Source organism: Microcosmobacter mediterraneus (assembly GCF_031846265.1).
Lineage (GTDB): Bacteria > Bacteroidota > Bacteroidia > Flavobacteriales > Flavobacteriaceae > Microcosmobacter > Microcosmobacter mediterraneus.
Genome location: NZ_JAVRIA010000001.1, coordinates 276027 through 299266, shown reverse-complemented (window position 1 = coordinate 299266; position 23240 = coordinate 276027). Strand labels below are relative to the sequence as shown.

26 protein-coding genes are annotated in these 23240 nt (G+C 32.3%); 13 read left to right on the top strand and 13 right to left on the bottom strand.

From position 1 onward, the window contains the following. Positions 1 to 64 precede the first annotated feature (64 nt). Together RM697_RS01350 and RM697_RS01345 are read left to right on the top strand one after the other, a co-directional pair. Positions 65 to 427: a SnoaL-like domain-containing protein gene (locus RM697_RS01350; protein ID WP_311426043.1), complete on the top strand. Its 363-nt coding sequence runs from the start codon at positions 65 to 67 to the stop codon at positions 425 to 427. 87 nt (positions 428 to 514) lie between these two features. Beyond that, a complete protein-coding gene (locus RM697_RS01345; RefSeq protein WP_311426042.1) occupies positions 515 to 913 on the top strand; it encodes a hypothetical protein in 399 nt (132 codons plus the stop codon). Here RM697_RS01345 and RM697_RS01340 read toward each other — a convergent pair. Both RM697_RS01340 and RM697_RS01335 read right to left on the bottom strand, forming a co-directional pair. Continuing rightward, a complete protein-coding gene (locus RM697_RS01340) occupies positions 908 to 2026 on the bottom strand; it encodes a chorismate-binding protein (protein WP_311426041.1) in 1119 nt (372 codons plus the stop codon). The two genes, RM697_RS01345 and RM697_RS01340, sit on opposite strands and share 6 nt — an antisense overlap. Before the next feature lie 4 nt (positions 2027 to 2030). Next, complete coding sequence (locus RM697_RS01335; RefSeq protein WP_311426040.1) at positions 2031 to 2456, bottom strand: PaaI family thioesterase; 426 nt, start codon at positions 2454 to 2456, stop codon at positions 2031 to 2033. Positions 2457 to 2498: 42 nt separating this feature from the next. Here RM697_RS01335 and RM697_RS01330 point away from each other — a divergent pair, with 42 nt between their 5' ends. Both RM697_RS01330 and RM697_RS01325 read left to right on the top strand, forming a co-directional pair. After that, positions 2499 to 3131 (top strand): alpha/beta hydrolase, encoded by a 633-nt coding sequence (locus RM697_RS01330; RefSeq protein ID WP_311426039.1) that lies wholly within the window; start codon positions 2499 to 2501, stop codon positions 3129 to 3131. 163 nt (positions 3132 to 3294) lie between these two features. Further along, positions 3295 to 3867: a GNAT family N-acetyltransferase gene (locus tag RM697_RS01325; RefSeq protein WP_311426038.1), complete on the top strand. Its 573-nt coding sequence runs from the start codon at positions 3295 to 3297 to the stop codon at positions 3865 to 3867. Here the strand turns inward: RM697_RS01325 and RM697_RS01320 are convergent. From RM697_RS01320 to RM697_RS01310, 3 genes are all read right to left on the bottom strand, one after another. Then, on the bottom strand, positions 3864 to 4178 hold the full coding sequence (locus tag RM697_RS01320) for a YtxH domain-containing protein (RefSeq protein WP_311426037.1): 315 nt from the start codon (positions 4176 to 4178) through the stop codon (positions 3864 to 3866). The two genes, RM697_RS01325 and RM697_RS01320, sit on opposite strands and share 4 nt — an antisense overlap. Before the next feature lie 93 nt (positions 4179 to 4271). Further along, entirely contained in the window at positions 4272 to 4925 is a 654-nt protein-coding gene (locus RM697_RS01315) for an ATP-binding cassette domain-containing protein (protein WP_311426036.1), read from the bottom strand. Then, positions 4922 to 5212: a hypothetical protein gene (locus RM697_RS01310; protein WP_311426035.1), complete on the bottom strand. Its 291-nt coding sequence runs from the start codon at positions 5210 to 5212 to the stop codon at positions 4922 to 4924. Before RM697_RS01310 ends, RM697_RS01315 begins: the two co-directional genes overlap by 4 nt. A 120-nt stretch (positions 5213 to 5332) precedes the next feature. On the opposite strand from RM697_RS01310, the gene RM697_RS01305 reads away from it, so the two are divergent. Next, positions 5333 to 6151 carry a methyltransferase domain-containing protein gene (locus tag RM697_RS01305; RefSeq protein WP_311426034.1) on the top strand — a complete coding sequence of 273 codons (819 nt, stop codon included), beginning with the start codon at positions 5333 to 5335 and terminating at the stop codon, positions 6149 to 6151. A gap of 266 nt (positions 6152 to 6417) precedes the next feature. On the opposite strand, the gene RM697_RS01300 is transcribed toward RM697_RS01305, so the two are convergent. Further along, a complete protein-coding gene (locus RM697_RS01300; RefSeq protein ID WP_311426033.1) occupies positions 6418 to 7587 on the bottom strand; it encodes an alpha/beta hydrolase-fold protein in 1170 nt (389 codons plus the stop codon). A gap of 250 nt (positions 7588 to 7837) precedes the next feature. Here RM697_RS01300 and RM697_RS01295 point away from each other — a divergent pair, with 250 nt between their 5' ends. Then, positions 7838 to 8515: a hypothetical protein gene (locus tag RM697_RS01295; protein WP_311426032.1), complete on the top strand. Its 678-nt coding sequence runs from the start codon at positions 7838 to 7840 to the stop codon at positions 8513 to 8515. 66 nt (positions 8516 to 8581) lie between these two features. Here the strand turns inward: RM697_RS01295 and RM697_RS01290 are convergent, their stop codons facing one another. Then, entirely contained in the window at positions 8582 to 9136 is a 555-nt protein-coding gene (locus tag RM697_RS01290; protein WP_311426031.1) for a thioredoxin family protein, read from the bottom strand. 40 nt (positions 9137 to 9176) lie between these two features. On the opposite strand from RM697_RS01290, the gene RM697_RS01285 reads away from it, so the two are divergent. Then, positions 9177 to 9512, top strand: a complete 336-nt coding sequence (locus tag RM697_RS01285; RefSeq protein ID WP_311426030.1) for a tRNA-binding protein — start codon at positions 9177 to 9179, stop codon at positions 9510 to 9512. A 4-nt stretch (positions 9513 to 9516) separates the two neighbouring features. Here the strand turns inward: RM697_RS01285 and RM697_RS01280 are convergent, their stop codons facing one another. The 4 genes from RM697_RS01280 to RM697_RS01265 form a co-directional block, all read right to left on the bottom strand. Continuing rightward, on the bottom strand, positions 9517 to 10374 hold the full coding sequence (locus RM697_RS01280) for an alpha/beta hydrolase (protein ID WP_311426029.1): 858 nt from the start codon (positions 10372 to 10374) through the stop codon (positions 9517 to 9519). Positions 10375 to 10377: 3 nt separating this feature from the next. Then, positions 10378 to 12879 carry a M14 family metallopeptidase gene (locus RM697_RS01275; protein WP_311426028.1) on the bottom strand — a complete coding sequence of 834 codons (2502 nt, stop codon included), beginning with the start codon at positions 12877 to 12879 and terminating at the stop codon, positions 10378 to 10380. A 79-nt stretch (positions 12880 to 12958) separates the two neighbouring features. Beyond that, positions 12959 to 13351 carry a PUR family DNA/RNA-binding protein gene (locus RM697_RS01270; RefSeq protein ID WP_311426027.1) on the bottom strand — a complete coding sequence of 131 codons (393 nt, stop codon included), beginning with the start codon at positions 13349 to 13351 and terminating at the stop codon, positions 12959 to 12961. Between the two features lie 61 nt (positions 13352 to 13412). Next, positions 13413 to 15170, bottom strand: a complete 1758-nt coding sequence (locus RM697_RS01265; RefSeq protein ID WP_311426026.1) for an ABC transporter ATP-binding protein — start codon at positions 15168 to 15170, stop codon at positions 13413 to 13415. Positions 15171 to 15306: 136 nt separating this feature from the next. On the opposite strand from RM697_RS01265, the gene RM697_RS01260 reads away from it, so the two are divergent. The 4 genes from RM697_RS01260 to yajC all read left to right on the top strand — a co-directional run bounded on the left by RM697_RS01260 (position 15307) and on the right by yajC (position 18415). Then, complete coding sequence (locus RM697_RS01260; protein WP_311426025.1) at positions 15307 to 16410, top strand: Glu/Leu/Phe/Val family dehydrogenase; 1104 nt, start codon at positions 15307 to 15309, stop codon at positions 16408 to 16410. A gap of 129 nt (positions 16411 to 16539) precedes the next feature. Continuing rightward, positions 16540 to 17451: a transcription antitermination factor NusB gene (gene nusB, locus RM697_RS01255; protein WP_311426024.1), complete on the top strand. Its 912-nt coding sequence runs from the start codon at positions 16540 to 16542 to the stop codon at positions 17449 to 17451. Positions 17452 to 17565: 114 nt separating this feature from the next. After that, positions 17566 to 18108: a DUF1573 domain-containing protein gene (locus RM697_RS01250; RefSeq protein WP_311426023.1), complete on the top strand. Its 543-nt coding sequence runs from the start codon at positions 17566 to 17568 to the stop codon at positions 18106 to 18108. Between the two features lie 19 nt (positions 18109 to 18127). Next, positions 18128 to 18415 (top strand): preprotein translocase subunit YajC, encoded by a 288-nt coding sequence (gene yajC, locus RM697_RS01245; RefSeq protein WP_311426022.1) that lies wholly within the window; start codon positions 18128 to 18130, stop codon positions 18413 to 18415. Positions 18416 to 18467: 52 nt separating this feature from the next. On the opposite strand, the gene RM697_RS01240 is transcribed toward yajC, so the two are convergent. Next, the gene (locus RM697_RS01240; protein WP_311426021.1) at positions 18468 to 19040 is read right to left on the bottom strand and encodes a tetratricopeptide repeat protein; all 573 of its coding nucleotides are present in this window, start codon (positions 19038 to 19040) and stop codon (positions 18468 to 18470) included. After that, positions 19030 to 19929, bottom strand: coding sequence for a DUF6263 family protein (locus RM697_RS01235; RefSeq protein ID WP_311426020.1), 900 nt, complete (start codon positions 19927 to 19929; stop codon positions 19030 to 19032). The genes RM697_RS01240 and RM697_RS01235 overlap by 11 nt, the downstream gene beginning before the upstream one ends. Before the next feature lie 167 nt (positions 19930 to 20096). Here RM697_RS01235 and rpmH point away from each other — a divergent pair, with 167 nt between their 5' ends. Both rpmH and carB read left to right on the top strand, forming a co-directional pair. Then, positions 20097 to 20258: a 50S ribosomal protein L34 gene (gene rpmH / locus RM697_RS01230; protein WP_311426019.1), complete on the top strand. Its 162-nt coding sequence runs from the start codon at positions 20097 to 20099 to the stop codon at positions 20256 to 20258. A 100-nt stretch (positions 20259 to 20358) separates the two neighbouring features. Further along, positions 20359 to 23208, top strand: a complete 2850-nt coding sequence (gene carB / locus RM697_RS01225; RefSeq protein WP_311426018.1) for a carbamoyl-phosphate synthase large subunit — start codon at positions 20359 to 20361, stop codon at positions 23206 to 23208. Positions 23209 to 23240 lie beyond the last annotated feature (32 nt).

Here is a 23240-nt window from a genome sequence, read left to right as displayed (position 1 = left end):
TTCTTAATATATAGAAGCTAATAATTTCTTTACTTTTAAGTCTAACTTAAAAATAAATTACATTATGAATACACAAGACGTAGCCAATAAATGGGCAGAAATGTGCCGTGAAGGACAAAATTTAGACTGTATTAACGCACTTTATGCGGAGAATGTAACTAGTAGAGAAATGCCTGGAATGCCAGGAGAAATAGTTTCAGGTAGAGAAAATGTTTGGAATAAAAATAAGGAATGGTTAGATAATGTTGAAGAATGGCATGGTGGCGAAATTAGTAATCCAATTGTAGCCGGAAATCATTTTACAACCAAAATGACTTTTGATTGCACGTTTAAAGACAGAGGCAGGCAACAAATGGAAGAGGTTGTCGTATTTGAGGTAAAAGACGGTAAAATCACCAATGAACAATTTTTCTATAGCATGGACTAAGGGAACATTCATAGCTATAAACGCTTCAAAAGTTGTCAGTGAAACTAGAATTTTGAAGCGTTTTTTTATTCTAAATTCTATTTTTATATGAGACTCATACTCCTATCATTAATTCTTTTCTCTAGCAATTACGGAATTATTTCAGCGCAAGAAGCTAATGAAATAACCTCGATTGATTATGTGAAAATCCTCAACGACAATACAGAAGAAGCCCTATACTATTATGAGAACAACTGGAAACAACTGCGTATAAAAGCACTTGAAAAAGGTTATATTAAAAGTTATAAACTTTTAAAAGTGATCAATACCAATGCGGAATTTAATCTTATACTGCAAACTACTTATACTAATAAATTTCAATTTGAGAAGAGAGAAGCGCGTTTTCAGGAATTGATAAAAGCACATGGCGCTTTAAAACTTTTAAACGAAAAAGAATCCAAAGATTTTAGAAAAACAGTGTTTTGGAGCGATACTAAACAACTATAAATTAGTAATAACAGAAGCCATTGTCTCCAATTTTTTCACTGTCTCTTGCCATTCGTGTTCAGGTCTGGAATCTTTGGTAATTCCGCCACCAACATAAATCAAAGCTTTATTATTTTGCTTCAATTGCATACACCGTAAATTCACAAATAATTCCGAAGTTTTTCTGACAGCTCTGTAAGCATTGTTTTCTACATTTCTTTTATTTGCGTTTCTAGAAGTAGATGTTGTGATATTTAATTCGCCTAAAAATCCAGTATAAAACTCACGTTCATAAGCTTCGTGTTTAAAAATAAAATCCCTAGCCTCCTCTCTCGGTAAACCACAAATCGCTGGTGTTGGATGCAAGGTTTCAATAACGGATTTTAAGTCTACAGAACGTTTATTAACTATAGCTTCAATATCTGTTTGCAAATGCAGTAAAGTTCCTGCTCTAACCGTTTTTACTTCAGATACATTTAATGATTTAGTATTAGATTTTAGAGCATTGATAATATATTTTGTAACAAATTTCTGCTCTTCAATGTCTTTAGTGTCCCAAAAAACGTCTCGTGTGCCTTTATATGTTTGAGTTCCTGCTAAAGCCATTGTATTAAGGATATTACCTTCAACTTGCATTAATGTTTCAGGAGTAGCACCTAACCATAGGCCAATTTTTGGATGATAAAAACAATAGACAAATGCACTAGGATAAGCTTGTAAAAGAGTTTTAAAAATAGTAATTGCGTTAAAGTGTCCTTCAATAGTTTCTACTCTAGACAGGACTACTTTTTTAAGCTCAAAATTATTAATTGCGCTAATACCTTTGTCAACTAATTCAATATGCTGATTTTTGTTTGATGAGTACTTCAATACTGAATTAGGCGATTCAACTTTAGTTTTCATACTAATTTCTGACACAACTTGTTCTGATAGATGTAATGGAATTAAAACCGATTGTTCTTTACTATCAAAAGGTGCAAACACAAAACCAGATTCATTGTAATCCCTTGTATAATTAATCGATTTATCATTTTGAAGTAAGGCCTTTACGATTTTAGAATCTGGCTTACTATAAACCACAAGAGGTCGTTTGTCTAAAAAATGCTGAGTTATTTGATCAAAGAAATTATCCAATTGCTTATGCTTTCATTGGAAGTGTAATCGTAGATAAACGACAAACTGAAATAAGATTATCATCTTCATCTGTAACACGTATATCTAGTAACTGTGTTGTTCTTCCTTTATGTATAAATGTAGCTTTAGCATAAACAAAACCATCTTTAACTGCTTTTAAATGATTTGCAGTAATCTCTAATCCTCTCACAAAATTTTTAGAGGTATCTGTAAAAAGATGTGCAGCAAAGCTTCCACAGGTTTCTGCCAATGCTGCTGTAGCTCCTCCATGTAGCACACCATCTGGTTGATGAACTTTTGGTGTTACTGGCATTCTAGCAATAAGGTAATCATCACCAAAATCCACCATTTGTATATCTAGCGTTTCTAAAAGTGTGTTTTTACTAGCGTCATTTGCTCTTTTAAGAATGTCTTTTTTGGATAATTGCATTTAAAAAAATGTATTTTTAAGTCTTCAAAACAAAGGTACGAAATGAATTCTACAGAAAAAGATATTACATATACTTCTAATAACACCTACTCTACTTTAAATACTTTAAGTGACAAAACTAAAAACGTCTGGTTTGTATGTCATGGCATGGGTTATTTAAGTAAATACTTTCTTAAATATTTTAAAGAATTAAATGCTGAAAACAATTACATCATTGCTCCACAAGCACCAAGTAAATATTACATACAGCCCAAATTTCATGTTGGTGCTAACTGGCTTACTAAAGACAATACTGCCCAAGGTACTGAGAACATTATGCGTTATTTCGATGCTATTTTTGAAGCTGAGCAAATTCCAAAACACCTCAACCTTATTGTTTTTGGTTACTCTCAAGGGGTTTCTGTTGCCATGCGGTATGTAGCATTCAGACAATTACAATGCAGCCAATTAGTATTACATTCTGGAGGTATTCCGAAGGAATTTAAAACTGAAGATTTTCATTTTTTAAAGGCCAAGATCACTATGATTTATGGCACTAAAGATGAATATTTAGATAACGAACGCATGGCTTACGAAACCAACCGCATTCATGAATTATTTGGAGATAAAGCAACCATCATTCCGTTTGATGGTAAGCATGTTGTCAATGTTGATTTGATAACTAATTTGATTTGATATAATATAGTGTCATCCTGAACGTGATTCAGGATCTCATTACACTAGATTCCGCATCGCAGTGCGGAATGACAAAAACAGTAACATTGTCATTACTGCGCAGGTAGGAATCCAAATTGGAATATTAAAATATAAAAGATTCCCGTTTTCATGGGAAATAACTATGAATACACCAACTTTAGAAAACGAACGCGTAAAATTAACATTACTAGATCTTAGTAATTATCAGCACCTGTTACCTGTCGCTCAAGAAAACGATTTAATACAATTCTCACCAAGTAAAATTGACACTCCTGAAGATTTGAAATCTTACGTACAAATTGCTGTTGACGGTTATTATCACAACACCACAATTCCATTTATTATCTACGATAAAAATTCAGAGTCTTATGTTGGAAGCACTCGTTTTGGACTCATAAATCGTAAAAACAAAGTATTGCATATTGGCTGGACCTGGATTAGCAAACCACTTCAAGGCAGTGGATTAAATACATCTATAAAGTTTTTAATGTTACAATATGCTTTTGAAACCCTTAAATTTGATAAAGTAGAATTTAGAATAGATGAACGTAATATACGTTCTCGTAAAGCTGTGGAAAAGATTGGAGGAACTCTAGAAGGTATTTTACGTAAAGACACTTTAATGCAAGATGGCTTTAAACGATCTACCTGTTGTTATGGCATTTTAAAAGAAGAATGGCCGCAAATAAAAGCGACCATTTTTAAAAATTTTTAGCTAGACTGTTGCAATGTTTTATTCTTCTCTTTAAGAATAGCCAATTGTTTTTCTAAAAAGGTAATCGCCTTTTCCGTTTGGTAACTGGTTTTGGATGCAATATCTTTAATTTCTGCTTTAAGCTTGTCCTTACCAGAACTTGCAGCTTTAGAGACATCGTCTTTAACCTCTGTAAAATCATCTACCAACTGGTCTTTCACTGCTGTCCCTTCTTTCTTTAACTTATCTCTTGTTTTACTGCCTTTATCTGGTGCTAACAATACACCTGCTGCTGCTCCTGCTAATACGCCTAATACTATTCTATAAATCATAACATTTTGTTTTTTAATGAATTAACCTGTTTATCTATAGGTAGCTTTTAAGGTAAATTTGTTACAGTATTTATAAAATTAAATGTTACAATGCTAAGGTAAATACCCAAATTGTTCAAGTTCCTTTATATTTTTAATGGGTCTCGTACTACCATTGTGCAACAGAACTACCTTAGAGGCTAAATCTAACACATTACTATAATCATGATCAGTAATGATAAAACCTTTATGTTTGGTTTGCCTTCTAATAAGATCTTTAATTTCATCTTTATAAATTGGAGCTATACCATTAAAGGGTTCGTCAATTAAAATAAATTTAGCTCTTGAAAATATAATTAAAAACACCTCTAAAATACGTCGTTCACCTCCAGATAGTGCTTTAACATATCTATTTAAAAAAGGTGATATGAGCTGGTGATCTTTTATAAATTGAATAGATTCTGTTTCACATAACAATACAATAAGTGTTTTAATTTTTATATGATTGGGCAAAAAATTATCTTGTGGTAAATAGGCAATGCGTCCAACTGTATCTTTAGTAGCGTTTATAATGTCATCATCGACTTTAACAAATTTGTTATCTGTATGTAAAGCTCCAAAAATAATTTTTAGAAGTGTAGATTTACCAGATCCATTTCTGCCTAATAATCCGATAATGCCACCTGTAGAACAAGACATAAAAACATCTGACAACACTTGGTTATTGCCATAACGTTTCATTATACTATCTACATGTAGGGTACTCATAAACACATTAAGATTAAACCAAGAATACAACTTGCAATTACAGTAAACAGCCACAGAAAACGTTTACTAAATCCTAGATTATAATAGAAAAAATAGGTGTTTGGATTTCTAATTTCGTAAATAAAATAATGAAATAAAGGTGTTAAAAACACAAAAGCTAATCCTGAATTTTGAAATGAAAATTGACCAGATGTTAACCAAGTTAAGCTTCCAAGTCCAATAGAGATAATTAGTGATGGTATGGCTGCCGTTTTGTAGAAAAAAAATGTACTAAGTATTTTCTTCACTTAAATATATTGTACTTACCAAAATATACATTTTAAATAGTTCTAAATATCACTTTAACATTTTGTGTTGTATTTTAAGTTAGTAGATATTTTATAACTTACATTTTTATTATAATCATAATGTCACAACAAGAAACTAACGCGTATATTTTAGGAACCGAAACTGCAGAACTTCATCGTCTTGGCTTACAACATCAAGTTTGGTCTAGCGAGGCCATTAAAGGTTGGGAACTTGCAGGTTTTACAGCAGGACAAACCTTATTAGATTTGGGTTGTGGTCCAGGATTCTGCACTAAAGAATTAGCTTATATTACAGGGCAAGACGGCAAAGTTATTGGTATTGATAAATCGGCACATTACATCACATTTTTAAACGTTGTCTCTAAGCAGTTTAACCTCAACATAGAAACACAATGTTGTGATTTTGAAGACATGGACTTACAACCCAATAGTATTGATGGAGTTTTTGACCGTTGGGCTTTAGCTTGGGTAAATAATCCAAAATCTGTTTTAAAACAATTACATACAGCCCTAAAACCAGGTGCTAAAGTGGTTACACAAGAGTATTTTGATTGGTCTACCTTACAAACCGAACCTAATTTTCCTAGGCTAACTAAAGCCATAAAAGCTGCTTTACAAAGTTTTCAAGACCAAAATGGCATGATTGATATTGGCAGAAATCTCCCTGTTTATTTTAGAGACTGTGGTTATGAAGTTATACACACAAGACCTTTAACTAAAATGGTAACACCAAAGGAATTTGCATGGCAATGGCCTAAAAGTTTTTTCCATATTTACTTTCCAAAACTCGTTGGTGCTGGCTATTTAACACAAACCGAAGTAGACGACGCACTACTAGACTTTATTACCTTAGAACAAAGACCAGAAGCTACAATTTTTACACCTGCAATGCGAGAGGTGATTGCTAAGAAGATATAGTTTTAATTATTTTTTTTGGAGTTACGTTTTATGTTAGAAAAGGACTTTTTTAATTGTCTTTATCGGACGTTAAGCGAAATTAGATTTTTAATACTACAAAATCAATAGTCTAATATAATACTTCCCATATATAATCTAAACTCTAAAAAACAACAACTTAATGTAAGAAAACGATTAAAACTATCCTATAAATTTTTAATACGGCTAGGTCGTATATTATTCTTTAACTTAGGTGTGATAATTTCTTTATTGGTTATACGCTTTAACTAGTTATAACCCTCTAATTTTTCCTGAAGCCATTTTAAGACATCTCTATAATAAGCCTCACTAACGTTTTCTTTCTGCTCTTTTAATAAAGCAATTGTAGAAACTAGCATAGGTTTTGCAGTTTTATGATCTCCCATTTTATCGTAGAGATCAAACATGTTTACATATACTTTAACATCTTTAGGTGATTTTTCTAAAGCTAAACCATAAATTACTAATGCGGTTTTGTAGTCATCCATGTCTCTAAAATCATTGGCTACAAAATTTAAATATCCAGAGCTAGCTTTATGGACATAACCAAATTTTTCTTTTGTTGTAGCATTAAAGTTTTTGATCTGTGTTTTTAGATCTAACTCTGTGTTTTTGGCAAGATCTTCCATAACTTTTTGGTCGGCAAAATAGTTTCTACTTAAACTAATAAGCCCATCACAAAACGATGGTCCAACTATTTGCCAATGATCTACGCGTTCTATTAATCGAGGTTGGTAGACAAGTGTTTTATTTGGATAAACTTTTAAAAGAGAGTCTATGTCCTTAACATAACCTTCAAACTCTTTTTCACGCCTTCCTACGTCACCATTAGAGAAATACAAGTACTTTTTAAAGGATTCACCATTTTTTAGCATTCTTGCTGCATCTTTTATTATGATATTATCTTCATCACCAAAAGAAGGACTTATCCCAATATAACCATCAAATAAATCATTGTTTTCACTAAACAATGTAGTACCAACAAAAGCACCTCCCCAAGAATGACCTATAATTGCTCTATAACCATCTGTTCTATAATTCTTTTCTATTAAAGGAAATACTTCATTTCTAAAATGATTTTGCAAATTAGTTGCGGGCGGATTAAAATCACTTCCTCTATTATCTGAAACTATACCAACGACAATCATAGGCATTATAGCATAGTTATTAGCTAAATATCCAATATTACCTTTTGCAATATTCCAAAAACTATTGGATTGGGCATCTAAGACATATACTACTGGATATGTTGTTGTAGAATCTCTAAAATACCTATCTGGTAAATGCACTCTAACCCTGCGCTCTTTATTAAAAACTGAAGATTGTAACGAATGTTCAATATTATTTTGCTGTTGGGCTTCACCAATTTCAAAACAAAATAATGCACTTAGAATGAATAGAAAAAAAAGTCGTTTCATGATGATTAGTTTTATTACAAAACGTCTATTATTTTAATTAATTGTCTAATTCTTAGTCACATACTAAATAATAGTTTATAGTTAAATCCATTTTTTCTAAAGCATAACTAATCCTTGTTACATAGTAATATCTATATAAACATCTCACTATCTGATTATTACATTTTTTGGCACGCTAATTGAAAACTTATAACCATAGTAGCGTAAGCCGAAAAGCTAAAGAGTAGGCAAAATCTAAAACCTTATAACTATGAAAAAATTAGTTTTACTTTTTACAGGATTGTTAATGGGATTAACAACTGTAACAGCAGCAGAAACGAGTTCTGCAACACAAGGAACAGATTTAGATAATACACGCTATCGTTATACACAGCCTATTTTGTTTGTGGAACGCGGTGTGGAGTTCTTAATCTTTCCTGATGGAAGTTTTGACTTCAACACCGATTTTAATACTACATCACAAACCACAAGTGTATATTACAGACGTAACAGACGAGGTTCTGTTAACAGTACCTTTGGTGCACCAGGACGTGGATACTATGATTATAGTAGACCACGAGGTGTTTTGGTAACACATGATCGATCTGGTCGAGTAAGACGCGTAGGTAATGTATTTATTAACTACGATAGACATAGTAGAGTAAAACGTGTTGGGTCTGTTTATATGAGATACAGACATGGTTTATTAAAGCAAGTTGGTGGATTACATATACAATACAACCGAAGAGGTGATATGATTGGCACTAACGGATTTGTTAACTTTAGTAACCAAGGTAATGGCATCTTTGGCATAGATGGTTCTTTGAATGATTTTAATAATAATTGGAATGATGATGATTTAGGACAAGATTGGGATGATGATTTCTATTATTACAGAAGAAATGGAGAAACAAAGAAGATGAAAAAACAAAAGCGCTCCAAACGCTAGTATAATTATTTCAGATTTTATTGATTGTTGAACAAAAATCCTGAAGTTTGGAGCTTCAGGATTTTTTTATTTCCACTTAATATTACAACCAATGCTTGGTTTCTGGGCTGCGCTAATCGCTTTGCCTTGCAATATCCTATCCAAGGCATATCTCATATCCTTTCCTGTTACAGGAATCCCATTTCCTGGTCTGGAATCATCTAACTGACCACGATACACCAATTCTAAATCAGTATTAAAAAGATATAAATCTGGTGTGCAAGCTGCATCATAGGCTTTAGCGACCTCTTGAGTTTCATCATATAAATATGGAAAAGGATAGTTGTTTTCTATGGCGTTTTTAGTCATCAGCTCTGGTCCATCTTGTGGATAGTTATCTACATCATTACTAGAAATAGCTATGAAAGAAACGCCTTTTGCATTATAATCATTCGCTAACTTTACCAGTTCTGGATTCACATGAATTACAAATGGACAGTGATTACAGATAAACATAATTACTGTTCCTTGTCCACCTTTTAGTTCTCCCAATGATTTATGTTGATGAGACACTGTATCTAAGAGGTTAAAATCTGGTGCTTTGGTTCCTAAAGGAATCATATTAGATGGTGTTCTTGCCATGAGTCTTGTATTTTTTATAAAATTAGCTATTTTTAAGGCTATGGACAACACAATAGCATTTGAAGATTTTACTAAAGTTGATATTAGAGTTGGGACTATCATTGAAGTTAATGATTTCCCTGAAGCACGCAATCCTGCATATCAACTCACTATAGATTTTGGAGATTTAGGTATTAAAAATTCTTCGGCTCAAATTACAACGTTATATACCAAAGCTGATCTTTTAAATAAGCAGATCTTGGCTGTGGTCAACTTTTCTAAAAAGCAGATAGGTAAGTTTATGAGTGAATGTTTAGTTCTTGGTGCTGTAGATGGCAAAGACGTTGTACTTCTTAATCCTGAAACTCGTGTTGAAAATGGCGCTCAAGTAAATTAAGAGATCACTCTTTTTTTAAGACTTCACTTAGAATATTAATAAACTCTTGTTTCCAAAATTTATCGCTATGTCCTCCATTAAAAGTCTTGACATCTATAAAACGATTTAATTCTTGATACTTAGTTTGTAAAAACTCAGCATTATCTTTTAAAAAGAAAGGTTCTTCACTTCCATATCGTATATATAAATTAGGATAACTGGTGTTACTATTCCAAGTATTGGTTTGAATATCTCCTCCAAATATTGAAAAACATAAATACGTACCAATACGATTAGGATGTGTATTGAGTAAACTCATTCCAAAGCCTGCTCCATTAGAAACGCCATAAAAAAAGCGACTGTTATTTGTTGCTTCTTGTTTATATTTGGTTTCAAACTGAGGGATAAATTCTTCAGAGAAATAGTCCATATGATTAGCAAAACGATGCTTCAAATGCACATAACTGCTATCCTGTGCATAATACTGATTTGTATACTCAAAATAGCGATAGGCTAAACTTAATGACGTACCATCGCCACGCTTAGCAGTAGTGCTATCCGCAACCTTTCCATTAGAGTGGCTTGCTACAAAAATTACAGGTTTAATTATAGCATTACCTATTAAAGAATCTAATATTGACTTAAGATCTGACACATTTGAACTGCCATCAGTACCATAAATAATAGGATAATTGAGATCCTCATTAAAATCTTGAGGCAAATAGATATCATGCTTTCTATATTCCGATAAATACTTGCTGTAAATAGAATCTATAATATATTGAGAGGCTTGGGTTCTAGATGTTTTATCGTCTTTACAAGAGCATAGCATTATTACTATAACTAAGAAAAGAAAACATAATCTAAGAGAGGTCTTTACCATTCTTTAAAGCTGATTTCTAAAAAATATGGCGTTCATAAGTAGTTTATTAGTACCATACCAAAACGCTCTAAAGTTAGTGTTGTCTGTAAACACAACAACTTTCCCTCCTTTTAATCGCTTTGATTTGTAAGGCACTGTTTCTGCTAAACTATCTAAATTTGGTTTAGAAATATAACCACTTAATAATGGGTTTTTACTGTAACGTAATGGGTTATTATAACTTTGCTTATCAGCTTTCATAAACATGGTATTGTTTCTAAACATAGGAATTTTACTGTTAGTATAACCAAAGTTTATAGGATGAGAACGATCTTGTTCAACTTCAAAAATAGCACCTCCAATAACTTGCGCTCCAGAATAATTTCCACGTTGCTCGTAGGTTATATCTTTTGCTACTCTATCACTAGTTTTTAATTCTAGATTGATAAATTTCTTGGCTTTTAACCAATTAATAGTACTCCTAAAACCTACTAAGGTTCCACCTTTCTCAGTCCAAGATTTTAAAGCTTTAACAACGCCTCCATTAAAACCTCCAGACGATGGTGCAATAATAACATTATAACGACTTAAATCCATTCTATTTATTCTACCTACATCAAGTTTTGAGAGTTTCATGTTATAGCGTGTGTCAAATAAATGCCAAATTTCACCAGCATCATAACTACGTACGCCATTACCAACTAATAACCCAACTTTTGGTGTAGACAGAGCTCTAAACTGATTGCTTCCTAAATCTATACCTTGTGTTAAACCTGTAGTAACACCATAAATATTGATAGCGCTACCAGTGGCAACAGTGGTTAAAAAGTCATAGAGTTGGTCTTTATCTAATTTCTGATTTTGAATAGGAATTAAAATAGTGCCATAATCGTAATCTCTTCCATCTACATTAAAAGGTTTCATGGCTACTTTAGCTCGTAGTCCTTTCTCTAAAATAGTGTTTAAGGCTTTTGGTGAATAATACTCGTGCCATTCCATAAGATAAGCGTAGCTACTTTTACTAAGCACAGAACCTGTTTTCTTTTTTAAATCTTCTACTTTATCACCTGCAATAGATGTTGAAATTGTTTCGTCATAATTTAAATTAAAAGCTAAAGGAAAGGTCCAAGCAGAGACATCATAAAATAAACTATCTTGAAACTTGGTACGTTTCTCAAACATAGCATTAATTAGTCGTGTATTTCTCTGATTCTTAGGCACCACATAACTATAACCTTTTTTATAGTCTTTACCCTTAATAGAAATATCTGATTTTAGCTCATGAAACGTTATGCCATGTCTATCTAATATCTCGGCTAAATGATAGGTTCTAGCTGCATCTTTTGGGTCTCCAAATACAATGGCATTTTGTTGTTCCGCAGAAGCTTCTTGCCTAGCTTTCTTGTAAAAATCATGCTGATAACGCAAAATCTCCTCTCGCATACCTTGAGCTGCTTCTAGTGTAGAAAGAGCTGCTATAAACTGATTACGAATCGTAAATGGAAACGTAAGAATACCATTACTACTCTCTTGGATATGACCTCGAGAACTTGCTTGTTCAAATAAAATGCCGATACCTCCATTAATATCTGGAAACGTAGAACCCTTGCCATAATAAAAATCGTCAAAACTCTCTTCTGTATAATAGAGCGAGCCTATTTTATCTAATGCTTTAGCATGGTACTTTCCAATATCTGCTGTTAACCTCTGATTTAATTGTGGTGTTAATGGATGTGTTCTTGATGGTATACCAGGCTGAAAGAAGAACGTTGCATTGGTTCCCATCTCATGATGATCTGTTAAAATATTTGGTTTCCATTCATGAAACGTTTTAATACGTACCCTAGATTCTGGTAATTGTACTGGTAACCAATCTCTATTCATATCAAACCAGTAGTGATTAGTTCTTCCTCCTGGCCAAACTTCACTGTACTCACGATCGTTTGGATCTGGATTTAAATTAATACTGCGATTTGTATTGGCCCAATACGCAAAACGCTGCAATCCATCAGGATTAAAACTAGGATCTAATAAAATAACTGTATTCTTTAATAAAGCGTCAATTTCATTACCTTGTGCAGCTGCTAAGTGATATGCTAAAACCAACGTTGCATTAGATCCACTTGCTTCGTTACCATGAATAGAGAATCCTTGATAAACCACGATGGGTTGATCTGACTTAAAATTATCTGAATTGGTATTTTTACTATGATTTGCTTTTATTACATCTAAACGGTTATGATTGTCTTTTGATGTAATCGTAAGTAATACAAGTGGTTTTCCTTCAAAAGTTTCACCTCTATCTTGGATAGTAACTCGATCTGATGCATTGGCAATAGCATACATATATTGCACTAGCTTATCATGTGTTATATGCCACTCTCCTACTTGGTGTCTAATAACTGACTCAGGTTTTGGTATAGATGAATTGTAGCTGATGTTAGCTGGCAAGTAATACTTTAGGTTATCTTGAGCGAAAGAAAAACTGGTAATACATAAACATAAAAAAGCGTATAAAAATCTCATAGTTGAATTCGTTAGTTCTTAAAAATAAAAAAACCGTTACGAATGGTAACGGTTTCTGTATAATTTAACAATTTAGATTTTAAATATCTTCAAAATTGACATCTGTAAAACTTTCTGCTGAAGCATCAGAGGTAGGTTCTGAAGTAGCCTCCTCATTAGAGTTATACTCTTCTTTTTTAAAGTCTTTTTGATGACGTTCACTAATAACTTCATCGCCTTTTTCATTAAAGATATAATCAGTCATTTCTCCTAAAATAGACCTGAACTCATTAAAATCTTCTTTGTACAAATAAATTTTGTGCTTTTTGTAGTGAAAAGAACCATCATCATTTGTAAACTTTTTACTTTCAGTTATTGTTAAGTAATAATCACCAGCTTTTGTTGCTCTTACATCAAAAAAATAGGTACGTCTTCCTGCTCTTAATACTTTTGAAAATATTTCTTCTTTTTCCATCATGCCGTTATCGCTCATTTATCTTTTTTGTTTTTTTACTTCACCAAAAATCTAAAAAAAAAGGAAAGTAACCAACATTTTATGATATTTCTTTTTCACTAAGCTGTTTGAGGTATAAATCCTTGTAGTAACCCTCTGTATTAATGAGACTTACATGATTTCCTTCTTGGATAATTTTTCCATCTTCGAGTACAATTATTTGATCGGCATTTTTCGCAGAAGAGATTCTATGACTCACAATAATAGTAGTTTTACTTTTAGAAACTTTATCTAAATTTTTAAGTATTTGCTCTTCTGTTTCTGTATCAACTGCAGATAAACAATCATCAAATAATAATATTTGAGGCGATTTAATTATAGCTCTAGCAATAGATATACGTTGCTTCTGTCCTCCAGAAAGCGTTAAGCCTCGTTCACCAAGTATGGTATCATAATCTTTACTAAAACCAACAATATTTTCATGTACATAAGCATTTTTAGCTGCTTCAATGACCTGTTCATCACTAGCATCTTCTTTACCAAATCTAATATTATTTTTTATAGTATCAGAAAATAAAAAGGCATCCTGAGGTACATAACCAATGCTATCTCTTAAATTAAAAAGATTTAGTTTATCAATAGGTTTATCATCAATTAAAATCGTACCAGAATCTGCATCATAAAGTCTACCAATTAAATCTAAAATTGTAGACTTTCCTGATCCTGTTTTACCTAAGATTGCAAGCGTTTCTCCAAGCTTAATATTGAAACTCAGTTTATTTAATGCTGTTATATTAGTGTCTGGATAGGTGAATGTTACATTATTAAATGCTATCGTTCCATGAATTTGAGTTGTTTCATCAACCGTATTTTGAATTTCTGGTTCTAATTCTAAGAACGAGTTAATTCGTTTTTGAGAAGCCTCAGCCTCTTGTACTAGAGATGTAACCCAACCTATAGCTGCTACTGGCCAAGTAAGCATATTTACGTAAATAATAAATTCTGCAATAGTACCAATCTCAGTAATTTCACCATTAATATATTGTGTACCTCCTATGTATATTACTAATAAATTACTAACTCCAATGAGTAAAATCATCAAAGGAAAAAAGAAAGCCTGAATTTTAGTCAGGTTAATATATTTCTGTCTTTGGTCAACAGAAATAGCATTAAAAGATTCATTTATTCTTGGCTCTAAAGTGTACGCCTTAATAACAGAAATTCCACTAAAAGCCTCTTGAGTGTAAGCAGATAATTTAGATAAATTTTCCTGTACAAGTGTACTCCTTTTATGAATAGCTTTACTAAGGAAATAAATTGAAATTGATAAAATAGGAAGTGGCAAAATGGTATATAATGTAAGTAATGGTGCTTTATTAAGCATGTAAATTAAAGCAACTACAAATAGCGTAATCATATTTAAACTATACATTATAGCAGGACCAAAATACATACGAACTTTGGAAACATCTTCGGTAATTCTACTCATAAGATCACCAGTTCTGTTAGACTTGTAAAAGTTAAGGCTTAACCGTTGATACTGCTGATAGATTTCATTTTTAAGATCATACTCCACATATCTAGATACATTAATAATGGTTTGCCTCATTAAAAATGTAAAAAATCCCGCAACCATAGCAGCTCCAATTAGGTATAAAATATTTAGTCCTAGATCTGCTTTAAAAGTCGTGTATAAATCGCCTTCTTCTAGCTTTTTTGCTACAACATTAATGGAATTACCTATAAGCTTAGGTGTAAATAAAGCAAATACCTTTGCTAAAATGGTAATTGTGACACCTAGTAGTAATCTGTATTTATACTTTTTAAAGTATTTATTTAAGCGTTTTAGTTCTTTCATTTAGAAGGCCTTTAAAGCTGGGTTTATTATCAAAATCTCATTTTTAAGCACTTATTTTTGAAAAAAATCTAATTATCAATTATTTTTACATGCTGTTTTTACGCATTATGTAAAAACTTAAGTAATTAGAATTTTAATGACAATAGATACTATCAGCTCTAAAGAGCTTACAAAAATAGACCCAGTTTTTGGGCAAAACTCGTTTGATAACCATGAACAAATTGTGTTTTGCAATGACAAAGATACTGGTTTAAAAGCAATAATAGGAATCCATAATACAGTTTTAGGACCAGCTTTAGGTGGTACAAGAATGTGGAGCTACAACAGTGAATGGGAAGCCCTTAATGATGTACTAAGACTATCTCGTGGTATGACCTTTAAATCTGCCATAACTGGATTAAATTTAGGTGGTGGTAAAGCCGTAATTATTGGTGACTCTAAAACCATGAAAACACCAGAACTAATGAAACGTTTTGGTGAGTTTGTAAATTCCTTAAGCGGAAAATATATTACCGCTGAGGATGTTGGTATGGAAACATCTGATATGGATTTAGTAAGAGAAGTCACACCATATGTTACTGGTATATCAGAAAGTAAAGGTGGTGCTGGTAATCCTTCTCCAATAACAGCCTATGGTGTTTTTATGGGAATGAAAGCTGCTGCAAAATTTAAGTATGGTACAGATGTTTTAGAAGGTAAAAAAGTAGTGGTTCAAGGAATTGGTCATGTAGGTGAAGCTTTAGTTGAACATTTATCCTGTGAAGGTGCTCATGTTGTTATTTCAGATATTAATGAGGAGCGTTTAGACCTTGTGAGTAAAAAATACGATGTGTCCATCTATAGAGGTAGTGATATTTATAGTGAAGACATGGATATTTATGCTCCTTGCGCTCTTGGAGCTACCATAAATGATGATACCATATACAAAATAAAAGCAGAAATTATTGCAGGTGCAGCTAATAATCAATTAGCCTCAGAAAATAAACATGGCAAATTATTACAAGAACGTGGCATTGTATATGCTCCAGATTTTTTAATTAATGCTGGCGGAATCATTAATGTATACGCTGAGTTAGAAAACTATGGTAAACAAGAAATAATGCGTAAAACAGAAAATATTTATAACACGTGTTTAGAAATACTAGAACGTTCAAAACAATACAATATAACCTCTAACGATGCAGCATTAGCAATTGCTTTAGAACGCATTGAGGAACGTAAAATTGAGAATTCTAAATAATTTAAAATAGATGTCATAGTTTCATCTTTAATAGTATTTTTGCAAGCGATTGAGTAATCAATCGCTTTTTAAAATATTAAAGTAAAGTTCTTAAGCATGCTAAATAGAAGACATATTCGAATTAAGGTTATGCAAACATTATATGCCTTTAAACGCAACGAAGGTGATGACTTTAAAGCAGATAAAACCTTTCTCCTCAAAAGTCTTGATGGTATGTATGATTTATACCTAGTCCTTTTAGCTCTTCTCATAGAAATTCATAAAAAAGCAGAAGACAGACTTGAAAAAACTCAACAAAAAATTCTGGCTACTAGTGAAGAAAAGAATCCTAATAGAAAATTTGTAAATAATGAAGTTTTAAAGCTTTTAAGTGAAAACAAAGCCTTAAATGATGTTATTACATCAAAAAAATTAAATTTTTGGGATTTAGATTTTGAGTATGTAGATATTTTACTAAAAGCCATTCTGAAAAGTGACGTATATAACAACTATATGTCTAAAAAAGTTTCGTCTTTTAAAGAAGATAAAGAATTTGTAATCGACATGTACAAAGAGGTCATTGCACCTAACGACAAGTTATACGATTATATTGAAGATAAGAAAATTACTTGGATAGATGATCTGCCTATTGTTAATACAAATTTGCTAAAAATACTGAGAAAGCTAAAGCCAAATTCAAAAGAACAACACCTATTACCAAAACTCTACAAAGACAATGAGGACAAAGAATTTGCTGTTGAACTTTTTCAAAAATCGCTTCTAAATAAAAGCACTTTTGATGACGAAATCGGAAAAAAGACAACCAATTGGGATTCTGATCGTATAGCAAGTTTGGATGCAGTAATGCTACGTATGGCTTTGTGCGAATTTCAAAAATTCCCCTCTATTCCTGTCAAAGTTACCATAAACGAATATCTTGAAATAGCCAAAGAATACTCTACACCAAAGAGCAGTATTTTTATAAATGGTGTACTCGATAAAACAGTAAAAGAATACCAATCTGAAGGTAAATTAAACAAAATCGGAAGAGGTTTAATGTAGTCTATCCCTTGTTAAATCAAACGTTAAGACGCAAATAAAATTTTTATAGCTCAAAAAAAATGCTAGATTTGCAGATTGAACGCAACAAATCGTATAAACATAAAAATTAAAATCATGAAAAAAGTTATTTTAGGATTAAGTGCTTTATGTATGGTAGCTTTCACATCTTGTAAAGAAGATGCAGCTGCTAAAGTAAAATCTGAAAATGTGGCTGAAGCTGCACAAAGAGATGCAACTGCTGGTGAATTTCCTAGCATTGAATTTGACAAAGTAGAGCACGACTTCGGAACTATCGAAAATGGTACTCCAGTTGAAACTGTTTTTAAATACACTAATACTGGTAAATCTATGCTAGTAGTGAGTAACATAAAAAGTACTTGTGGATGTACAGTACCTTCTAACTGGACCAAAGAAGTTGCTCCAGGTGAAACAGGAGAGTTTAACGTAAAGTTTAATGGTAAAGGTAACGGTAACCAAGTATCAAAAACAGTAACGTTGACTACAAATACTGAAAAAGGTAAGGAAGCAGTTAAGATTAAAGCTTTTGTAGAAAAAGATCCTAACGCTCCTGCAAAGAAAGCTGGTGCAGCTACTGTAAATAAGGTTACACCTGCTACAGCAACTAAAGCTGATCCTCACGCAGGACACAATCACTAATCTATACAAATAAGATTACATGGAATTTTTACCTATTCTAGCTATGTTTGCTGTGGTGTACTTTTTTATGATTGCACCACAAATGAAACGCGCTAAGCAAGAAAAGAAATTTGCAAGCGAATTAAAACGTGGTGATAGAGTTATTACTAAAAGTGGAATGCATGGTAAAGTTGTAGATCTCAATGATAAAGACAATAGCTGTGTAATCGAAACAATGGCAGGGAAAATGAAATTTGAACGTTCTGCTATTTCTATGGAAATGAGCAAAAAGCTTAGTGCTCCTCCCATAGTTAATAAAGGAAAATAATATCATTTATAAGTTTAAAAAAAGGCTCACAGTATTGTGAGCCTTTTTTTTATTAACGTTGTTTACTACGTCTCATTTGACGATTACCTCCATAATGTTGTTTAGGTATTGATGCCTTTTTCATTTGCTGTTTCATCATCTTTATTTGGTCACTAAGCATACCTCGCTTATCTAATTTTTCAGCTTCAGAAATTAACTTTTTAGCTTCTTGTGGTCTACGCTTACTAAAAGCAATACCTGCCATATTTAATTTAGCCATAGCTAAATCATGATCCATAGACAAACCTAAATCCATAGCCTTTTTAAAATACTTTTCAGCGTCATTCATATTAGTTTGAGATACCATAATACCATGAAGGTAATTGTAATAGCCTTCTTGTTTTTTAACTAGAGCAGCTGAAGGATTCTTAATTTTATTTAACCATTTTGTAGCACCTTCAAAATCTTGTTTTCGTAATCTCAAAAAAGCTAAAAGAATAAATTCGTTCTTAAAGTATAAGAAAATAAATATTAGTGATAATAGAATGAACATAATTCCATTACCAATATATCCTTCTGTAAACTGGTAAATAGCATAGCCAATAATACCAGCTGCAATAATAAGTTTTATATTTTTATTGAACATTCTTAGTTATTTTATAAGATACATTAGATATAATAGTCGTTGGGACCTCTAGATTATTCATCTGTTTTAAAACCGAAATTCCTTTAGCAGTAGAACTCGTAGTCATTTCATCAATGAAACCTGTATTTGAGTTAACAGATAGATTAGAATCCATTGTACCACTTAACTTCATAGTTATAGTATCTTCTTCAGTATTGAACATTACATCGCTTTTACCAGAAATGGTATTTTTAGTATCATCCATACTCATTAAAGTCCAAACATTTTCCGCACTTAAATCACCTCTAAATCTATTTGTCCAAGTATCTCCAATAGATACTTTATCTTTAGAATAAATATAAGTCATTTGTTCAAAACTTTCCACAAGACTTTCGTTACCAAATTCACCTTTCATAGACTCTTTCATAAGTTCTTTAGTAAATTCATCAAAATCTCCTGCACCTTCAACCATTTTCATTATGAGTTCTTCTGTACCACTCAGCTCTTTAATCTTTCCATTTTTATACATGGTCATAGTTAAGGTGCTTTTAGTAAGTCCAGAAAATATTTTACCTTCAATATCATCATCAGAAATGGAATCTTTTGTATTTACAGAGATGAGTTCTCCCATTAAATTAGAGGTGGATTTCATTTTAAAAGAATCAAACCTAAAGTCCATAGTAATTAAACTATCGTTAACTGCTTTTACTGTAAAAATATAGCTAGCATTGATTTCGTTTCTCATATCATGTTTAGAACCATTCATATCTTGAGTGATATCTTGTTCTGCAGACTGTTGTATTGTATACGTATCTCCTAAGCTTAGATTATACTGTAAAACACTTTGCGCATGTATTGTATTACACATCAAAACGATACATAATAACAAACTTGTAGTAATAGTTTTCATTTGATTAATTTTGGGCTACAAAGAAACTAAATTTTTATCAAAAAATATTTCAAAAGTAAACTTGTCTAAGTAAAAACTCTTTGTATATTTGCACCCAGTTTTTGAGCAGTGAACTATTCTCAAAAATTTCAAGATTAAAATAAAGATTTTAAAGAAGATATAAGACGATGAGTAAAAGAACATTTCAACCGTCAAAACGTAAGAGAAGAAATAAGCACGGTTTTAGAGAAAGAATGGCTTCTGTAAACGGAAGAAAAGTACTTGCTCGTAGACGAGCTAAAGGAAGAAAGAGATTGTCTGTATCTTCAGAAACAAGACATAAGAAATAATGATTAACAATTGTTAATATTTTAAAGGTGTTACTTAGGTGTAACACCTTTTTTTATACCTAATTGATACCTATTTTTGCACGCAAAATTCATCTAACATATGCCTAAAAATAAAAACTTAAAATCGATTTTGTTAATTGGATCAGGACCTATCATCATAGGACAAGCCTGTGAATTTGACTATTCTGGATCACAAGCATTAAGATCTTTAAGAGAAGATGGAATTGAAACCATCCTCATAAACTCTAATCCTGCAACTATAATGACTGACCCAACGATGGCTGATCATGTATACTTGTTACCATTAACAACAAAATCTATAGTTAAAATTTTAAAAGAACATCCTCAGATTGATGCTGTACTGCCAACAATGGGTGGACAAACAGCATTAAACCTTTGTATTGAGGCAGATGAAAAAGGGATTTGGAATGATTTCGGTGTTGAAATTATTGGTGTAGACATCGATGCCATTAATATCACTGAAGATAGAGAGCAGTTTAGAGAACTCATGGATAAGATAGGTGTAAGTATGGCACCACAAGCTACAGCAACATCATATTTAAAAGGTAAAGAGATAGCACAAGAATTTGGGTTTCCGCTTTGTATTAGAGCTTCCTTTACGTTAGGTGGAGCAGGAGCCTCTATTGTTTATGATGAAAAAGAATTTGAAGAATCTTTAACCAGAGGATTAGAAATTTCACCTATCCATGAGGTCATGATAGATAAGGCCATGATGGGTTGGAAAGAATATGAATTAGAACTCTTAAGAGATTCTAATGATAATGTGGTTATTATCTGTACTATTGAAAATATGGATCCTATGGGAATACATACTGGTGATTCCATTACCATAGCTCCAGCGATGACTCTATCTGATACAACATTTCAACGTATGCGAGACTTGGCTATACATATGATGCGAAGTATTGGTGATTTTGCTGGTGGTTGTAATGTGCAATTTGCAGTTAGTCCAGATGAAAACGAAGATATCATTGCTATTGAGATTAATCCAAGAGTTTCAAGATCTTCAGCTTTAGCAAGTAAGGCTACTGGTTATCCTATTGCAAAAATCGCAGCTAAGCTTGCTATTGGGTATACTTTAGATGAATTAGATAATCAAATCACAAAATCAACCTCAGCGTTATTTGAGCCAACTTTAGACTATGTCGTAGTCAAAATTCCACGTTGGAATTTTGATAAGTTTGAAGGATCAGACAGGACCTTAGGCCTACAAATGAAAGCTGTTGGTGAGGTTATGGCAATAGGTCGTTGCTTCCAAGAAGCATTACATAAAGCAACACAATCTTTAGAAATTAAGCGTAACGGTTTAGGTGCAGATGGTAAAGGTTATAAGGATTATGATCAAATTATCGATAAATTAACGCATGCAAGTTGGGATCGTGTGTTCGTCATTTACGACGCTATACAAATGGGAATTCCATTAAGTCGTATCCATGAGATTACAAAAATCGATATGTGGTTCTTAAAACAATATGAAGAGCTATATCAATTAGAAAAAGAAATTTCAACCTTTACTATAGACACTATAGATAAAGAGCTTTTATTAGAAGCTAAGCAAAAGGGTTATGGCGATAGACAAATAGCACATATGCTAAGCTGTTTAGAAAGCGAAGTGTATAATAAACGTGAAGAATTAAAAATTAAGCGTACTTATAAATTAGTAGATACTTGCGCAGCAGAGTTTAGAGCTATGACACCATACTACTACTCTACTTTTGAGAATGAAATAGAGAACACAGAAGGTGTATCTATAGCTAATGAAAGTGTTGTTTCAGATAGAAAGAAAGTAATAGTATTAGGTTCTGGACCAAATAGAATTGGTCAAGGTATTGAGTTTGATTATTGTTGTGTACATGGTGTATTAGCAGCTTCAGAATGTGGTTACGAAACCATAATGATTAATTGTAATCCTGAAACCGTTTCCACAGATTTTGATATTGCAGACAAACTCTATTTTGAACCTGTATTCTGGGAACACATCTATGATATTATACAGCACGAAAAACCTGAAGGTGTTATTGTACAACTCGGTGGCCAAACAGCATTAAAACTAGCAGAAAAATTAGATAGATATGGTGTTAAGATTCTAGGAACCACCTATCAATCTCTTGATTTAGCGGAAGATAGAGGTGCATTTTCAACACTGTTAAAAGATAATAATATTCCTTATCCAGAGTTTGATACTGCCGAAACTGCCGATGAAGCACTTGCAGTTGCAGATAAATTAGATTTTCCAATATTAGTAAGACCATCTTATGTTTTAGGTGGTCAAGGCATGAAGATTGTTATCAACAAACAAGAACTAGAGGAGCATGTTGTTGATTTACTGCGTAAAATACCTAACAACAAGTTACTACTAGATCATTATTTAGATGGTGCCATTGAAGCAGAAGCAGATGCCATTTGTGATGGTGAAAATGTGTATATCATTGGTATTATGGAACATATTGAGCCTTGTGGTATACACTCTGGCGACAGTAATGCCACATTACCACCTTTTAATCTAGGAGAATTTGTATTACAACAAATAAAAGATCACACCAAAAAGATTGCATTAGAGCTCAATACTGTAGGTTTAATTAACATTCAGTTTGCTGTTAAGGATGATAAAGTTTACATCATTGAAGCTAATCCAAGAGCATCTCGTACTGTACCTTTTATAGCTAAAGCTTACAAGGAACCATATGTGAATTATGCAACAAAAGTAATGCTAGGTCATAACAAAGTCACTGATTTTGATTTTAAACCAGAATTAGACGGATTTGCTATAAAACAACCTGTGTTTTCATTTAATAAATTCCCTAATGTGAACAAAAAACTAGGTCCAGAAATGAAGAGTACAGGCGAAAGCATTTTATTTATTGAGAGTTTAAAAGACGATGATTTTTACGATTTGTACTCCAGACGTAAGATGTATTTGAGCAAATAGAGCTTTTTTTCGACGAACTACATACTTATTTA

Bases quoted from the DNA above. Each gene is read 5' to 3' on its own strand.
- RM697_RS01350 (WP_311426043.1), top strand. From the start codon at position 65: ATGAATACACAAGACGTAGCCAATAAATGGGCAGAAATGTGCCGTGAA.
- RM697_RS01345 (WP_311426042.1), top strand. From the start codon at position 515: ATGAGACTCATACTCCTATCATTAATTCTTTTCTCTAGCAATTACGGA.
- RM697_RS01335 (WP_311426040.1), bottom strand. From the start codon at position 2,456: ATGCAATTATCCAAAAAAGACATTCTTAAAAGAGCAAATGACGCTAGT.
- RM697_RS01330 (WP_311426039.1), top strand. From the start codon at position 2,499: ATGAATTCTACAGAAAAAGATATTACATATACTTCTAATAACACCTAC.
- RM697_RS01325 (WP_311426038.1), top strand. From the start codon at position 3,295: ATGAATACACCAACTTTAGAAAACGAACGCGTAAAATTAACATTACTA.
- RM697_RS01320 (WP_311426037.1), bottom strand. From the start codon at position 4,178: ATGATTTATAGAATAGTATTAGGCGTATTAGCAGGAGCAGCAGCAGGT.
- RM697_RS01315 (WP_311426036.1), bottom strand. From the start codon at position 4,925: ATGAGTACCCTACATGTAGATAGTATAATGAAACGTTATGGCAATAAC.
- RM697_RS01305 (WP_311426034.1), top strand. From the start codon at position 5,333: ATGTCACAACAAGAAACTAACGCGTATATTTTAGGAACCGAAACTGCA.
- RM697_RS01300 (WP_311426033.1), bottom strand. From the start codon at position 7,587: ATGAAACGACTTTTTTTTCTATTCATTCTAAGTGCATTATTTTGTTTT.
- RM697_RS01295 (WP_311426032.1), top strand. From the start codon at position 7,838: ATGAAAAAATTAGTTTTACTTTTTACAGGATTGTTAATGGGATTAACA.
- RM697_RS01290 (WP_311426031.1), bottom strand. From the start codon at position 9,136: ATGGCAAGAACACCATCTAATATGATTCCTTTAGGAACCAAAGCACCA.
- RM697_RS01285 (WP_311426030.1), top strand. From the start codon at position 9,177: ATGGACAACACAATAGCATTTGAAGATTTTACTAAAGTTGATATTAGA.
- RM697_RS01280 (WP_311426029.1), bottom strand. From the start codon at position 10,374: ATGGTAAAGACCTCTCTTAGATTATGTTTTCTTTTCTTAGTTATAGTA.
- RM697_RS01275 (WP_311426028.1), bottom strand. From the start codon at position 12,879: ATGAGATTTTTATACGCTTTTTTATGTTTATGTATTACCAGTTTTTCT.
- RM697_RS01270 (WP_311426027.1), bottom strand. From the start codon at position 13,351: ATGAGCGATAACGGCATGATGGAAAAAGAAGAAATATTTTCAAAAGTA.
- RM697_RS01265 (WP_311426026.1), bottom strand. From the start codon at position 15,170: ATGAAAGAACTAAAACGCTTAAATAAATACTTTAAAAAGTATAAATAC.
- RM697_RS01260 (WP_311426025.1), top strand. From the start codon at position 15,307: ATGACAATAGATACTATCAGCTCTAAAGAGCTTACAAAAATAGACCCA.
- nusB (WP_311426024.1), top strand. From the start codon at position 16,540: ATGCAAACATTATATGCCTTTAAACGCAACGAAGGTGATGACTTTAAA.
- RM697_RS01250 (WP_311426023.1), top strand. From the start codon at position 17,566: ATGAAAAAAGTTATTTTAGGATTAAGTGCTTTATGTATGGTAGCTTTC.
- yajC (WP_311426022.1), top strand. From the start codon at position 18,128: ATGGAATTTTTACCTATTCTAGCTATGTTTGCTGTGGTGTACTTTTTT.
- RM697_RS01240 (WP_311426021.1), bottom strand. From the start codon at position 19,040: ATGTTCAATAAAAATATAAAACTTATTATTGCAGCTGGTATTATTGGC.
- RM697_RS01235 (WP_311426020.1), bottom strand. From the start codon at position 19,929: ATGAAAACTATTACTACAAGTTTGTTATTATGTATCGTTTTGATGTGT.
- rpmH (WP_311426019.1), top strand. From the start codon at position 20,097: ATGAGTAAAAGAACATTTCAACCGTCAAAACGTAAGAGAAGAAATAAG.
- carB (WP_311426018.1), top strand. From the start codon at position 20,359: ATGCCTAAAAATAAAAACTTAAAATCGATTTTGTTAATTGGATCAGGA.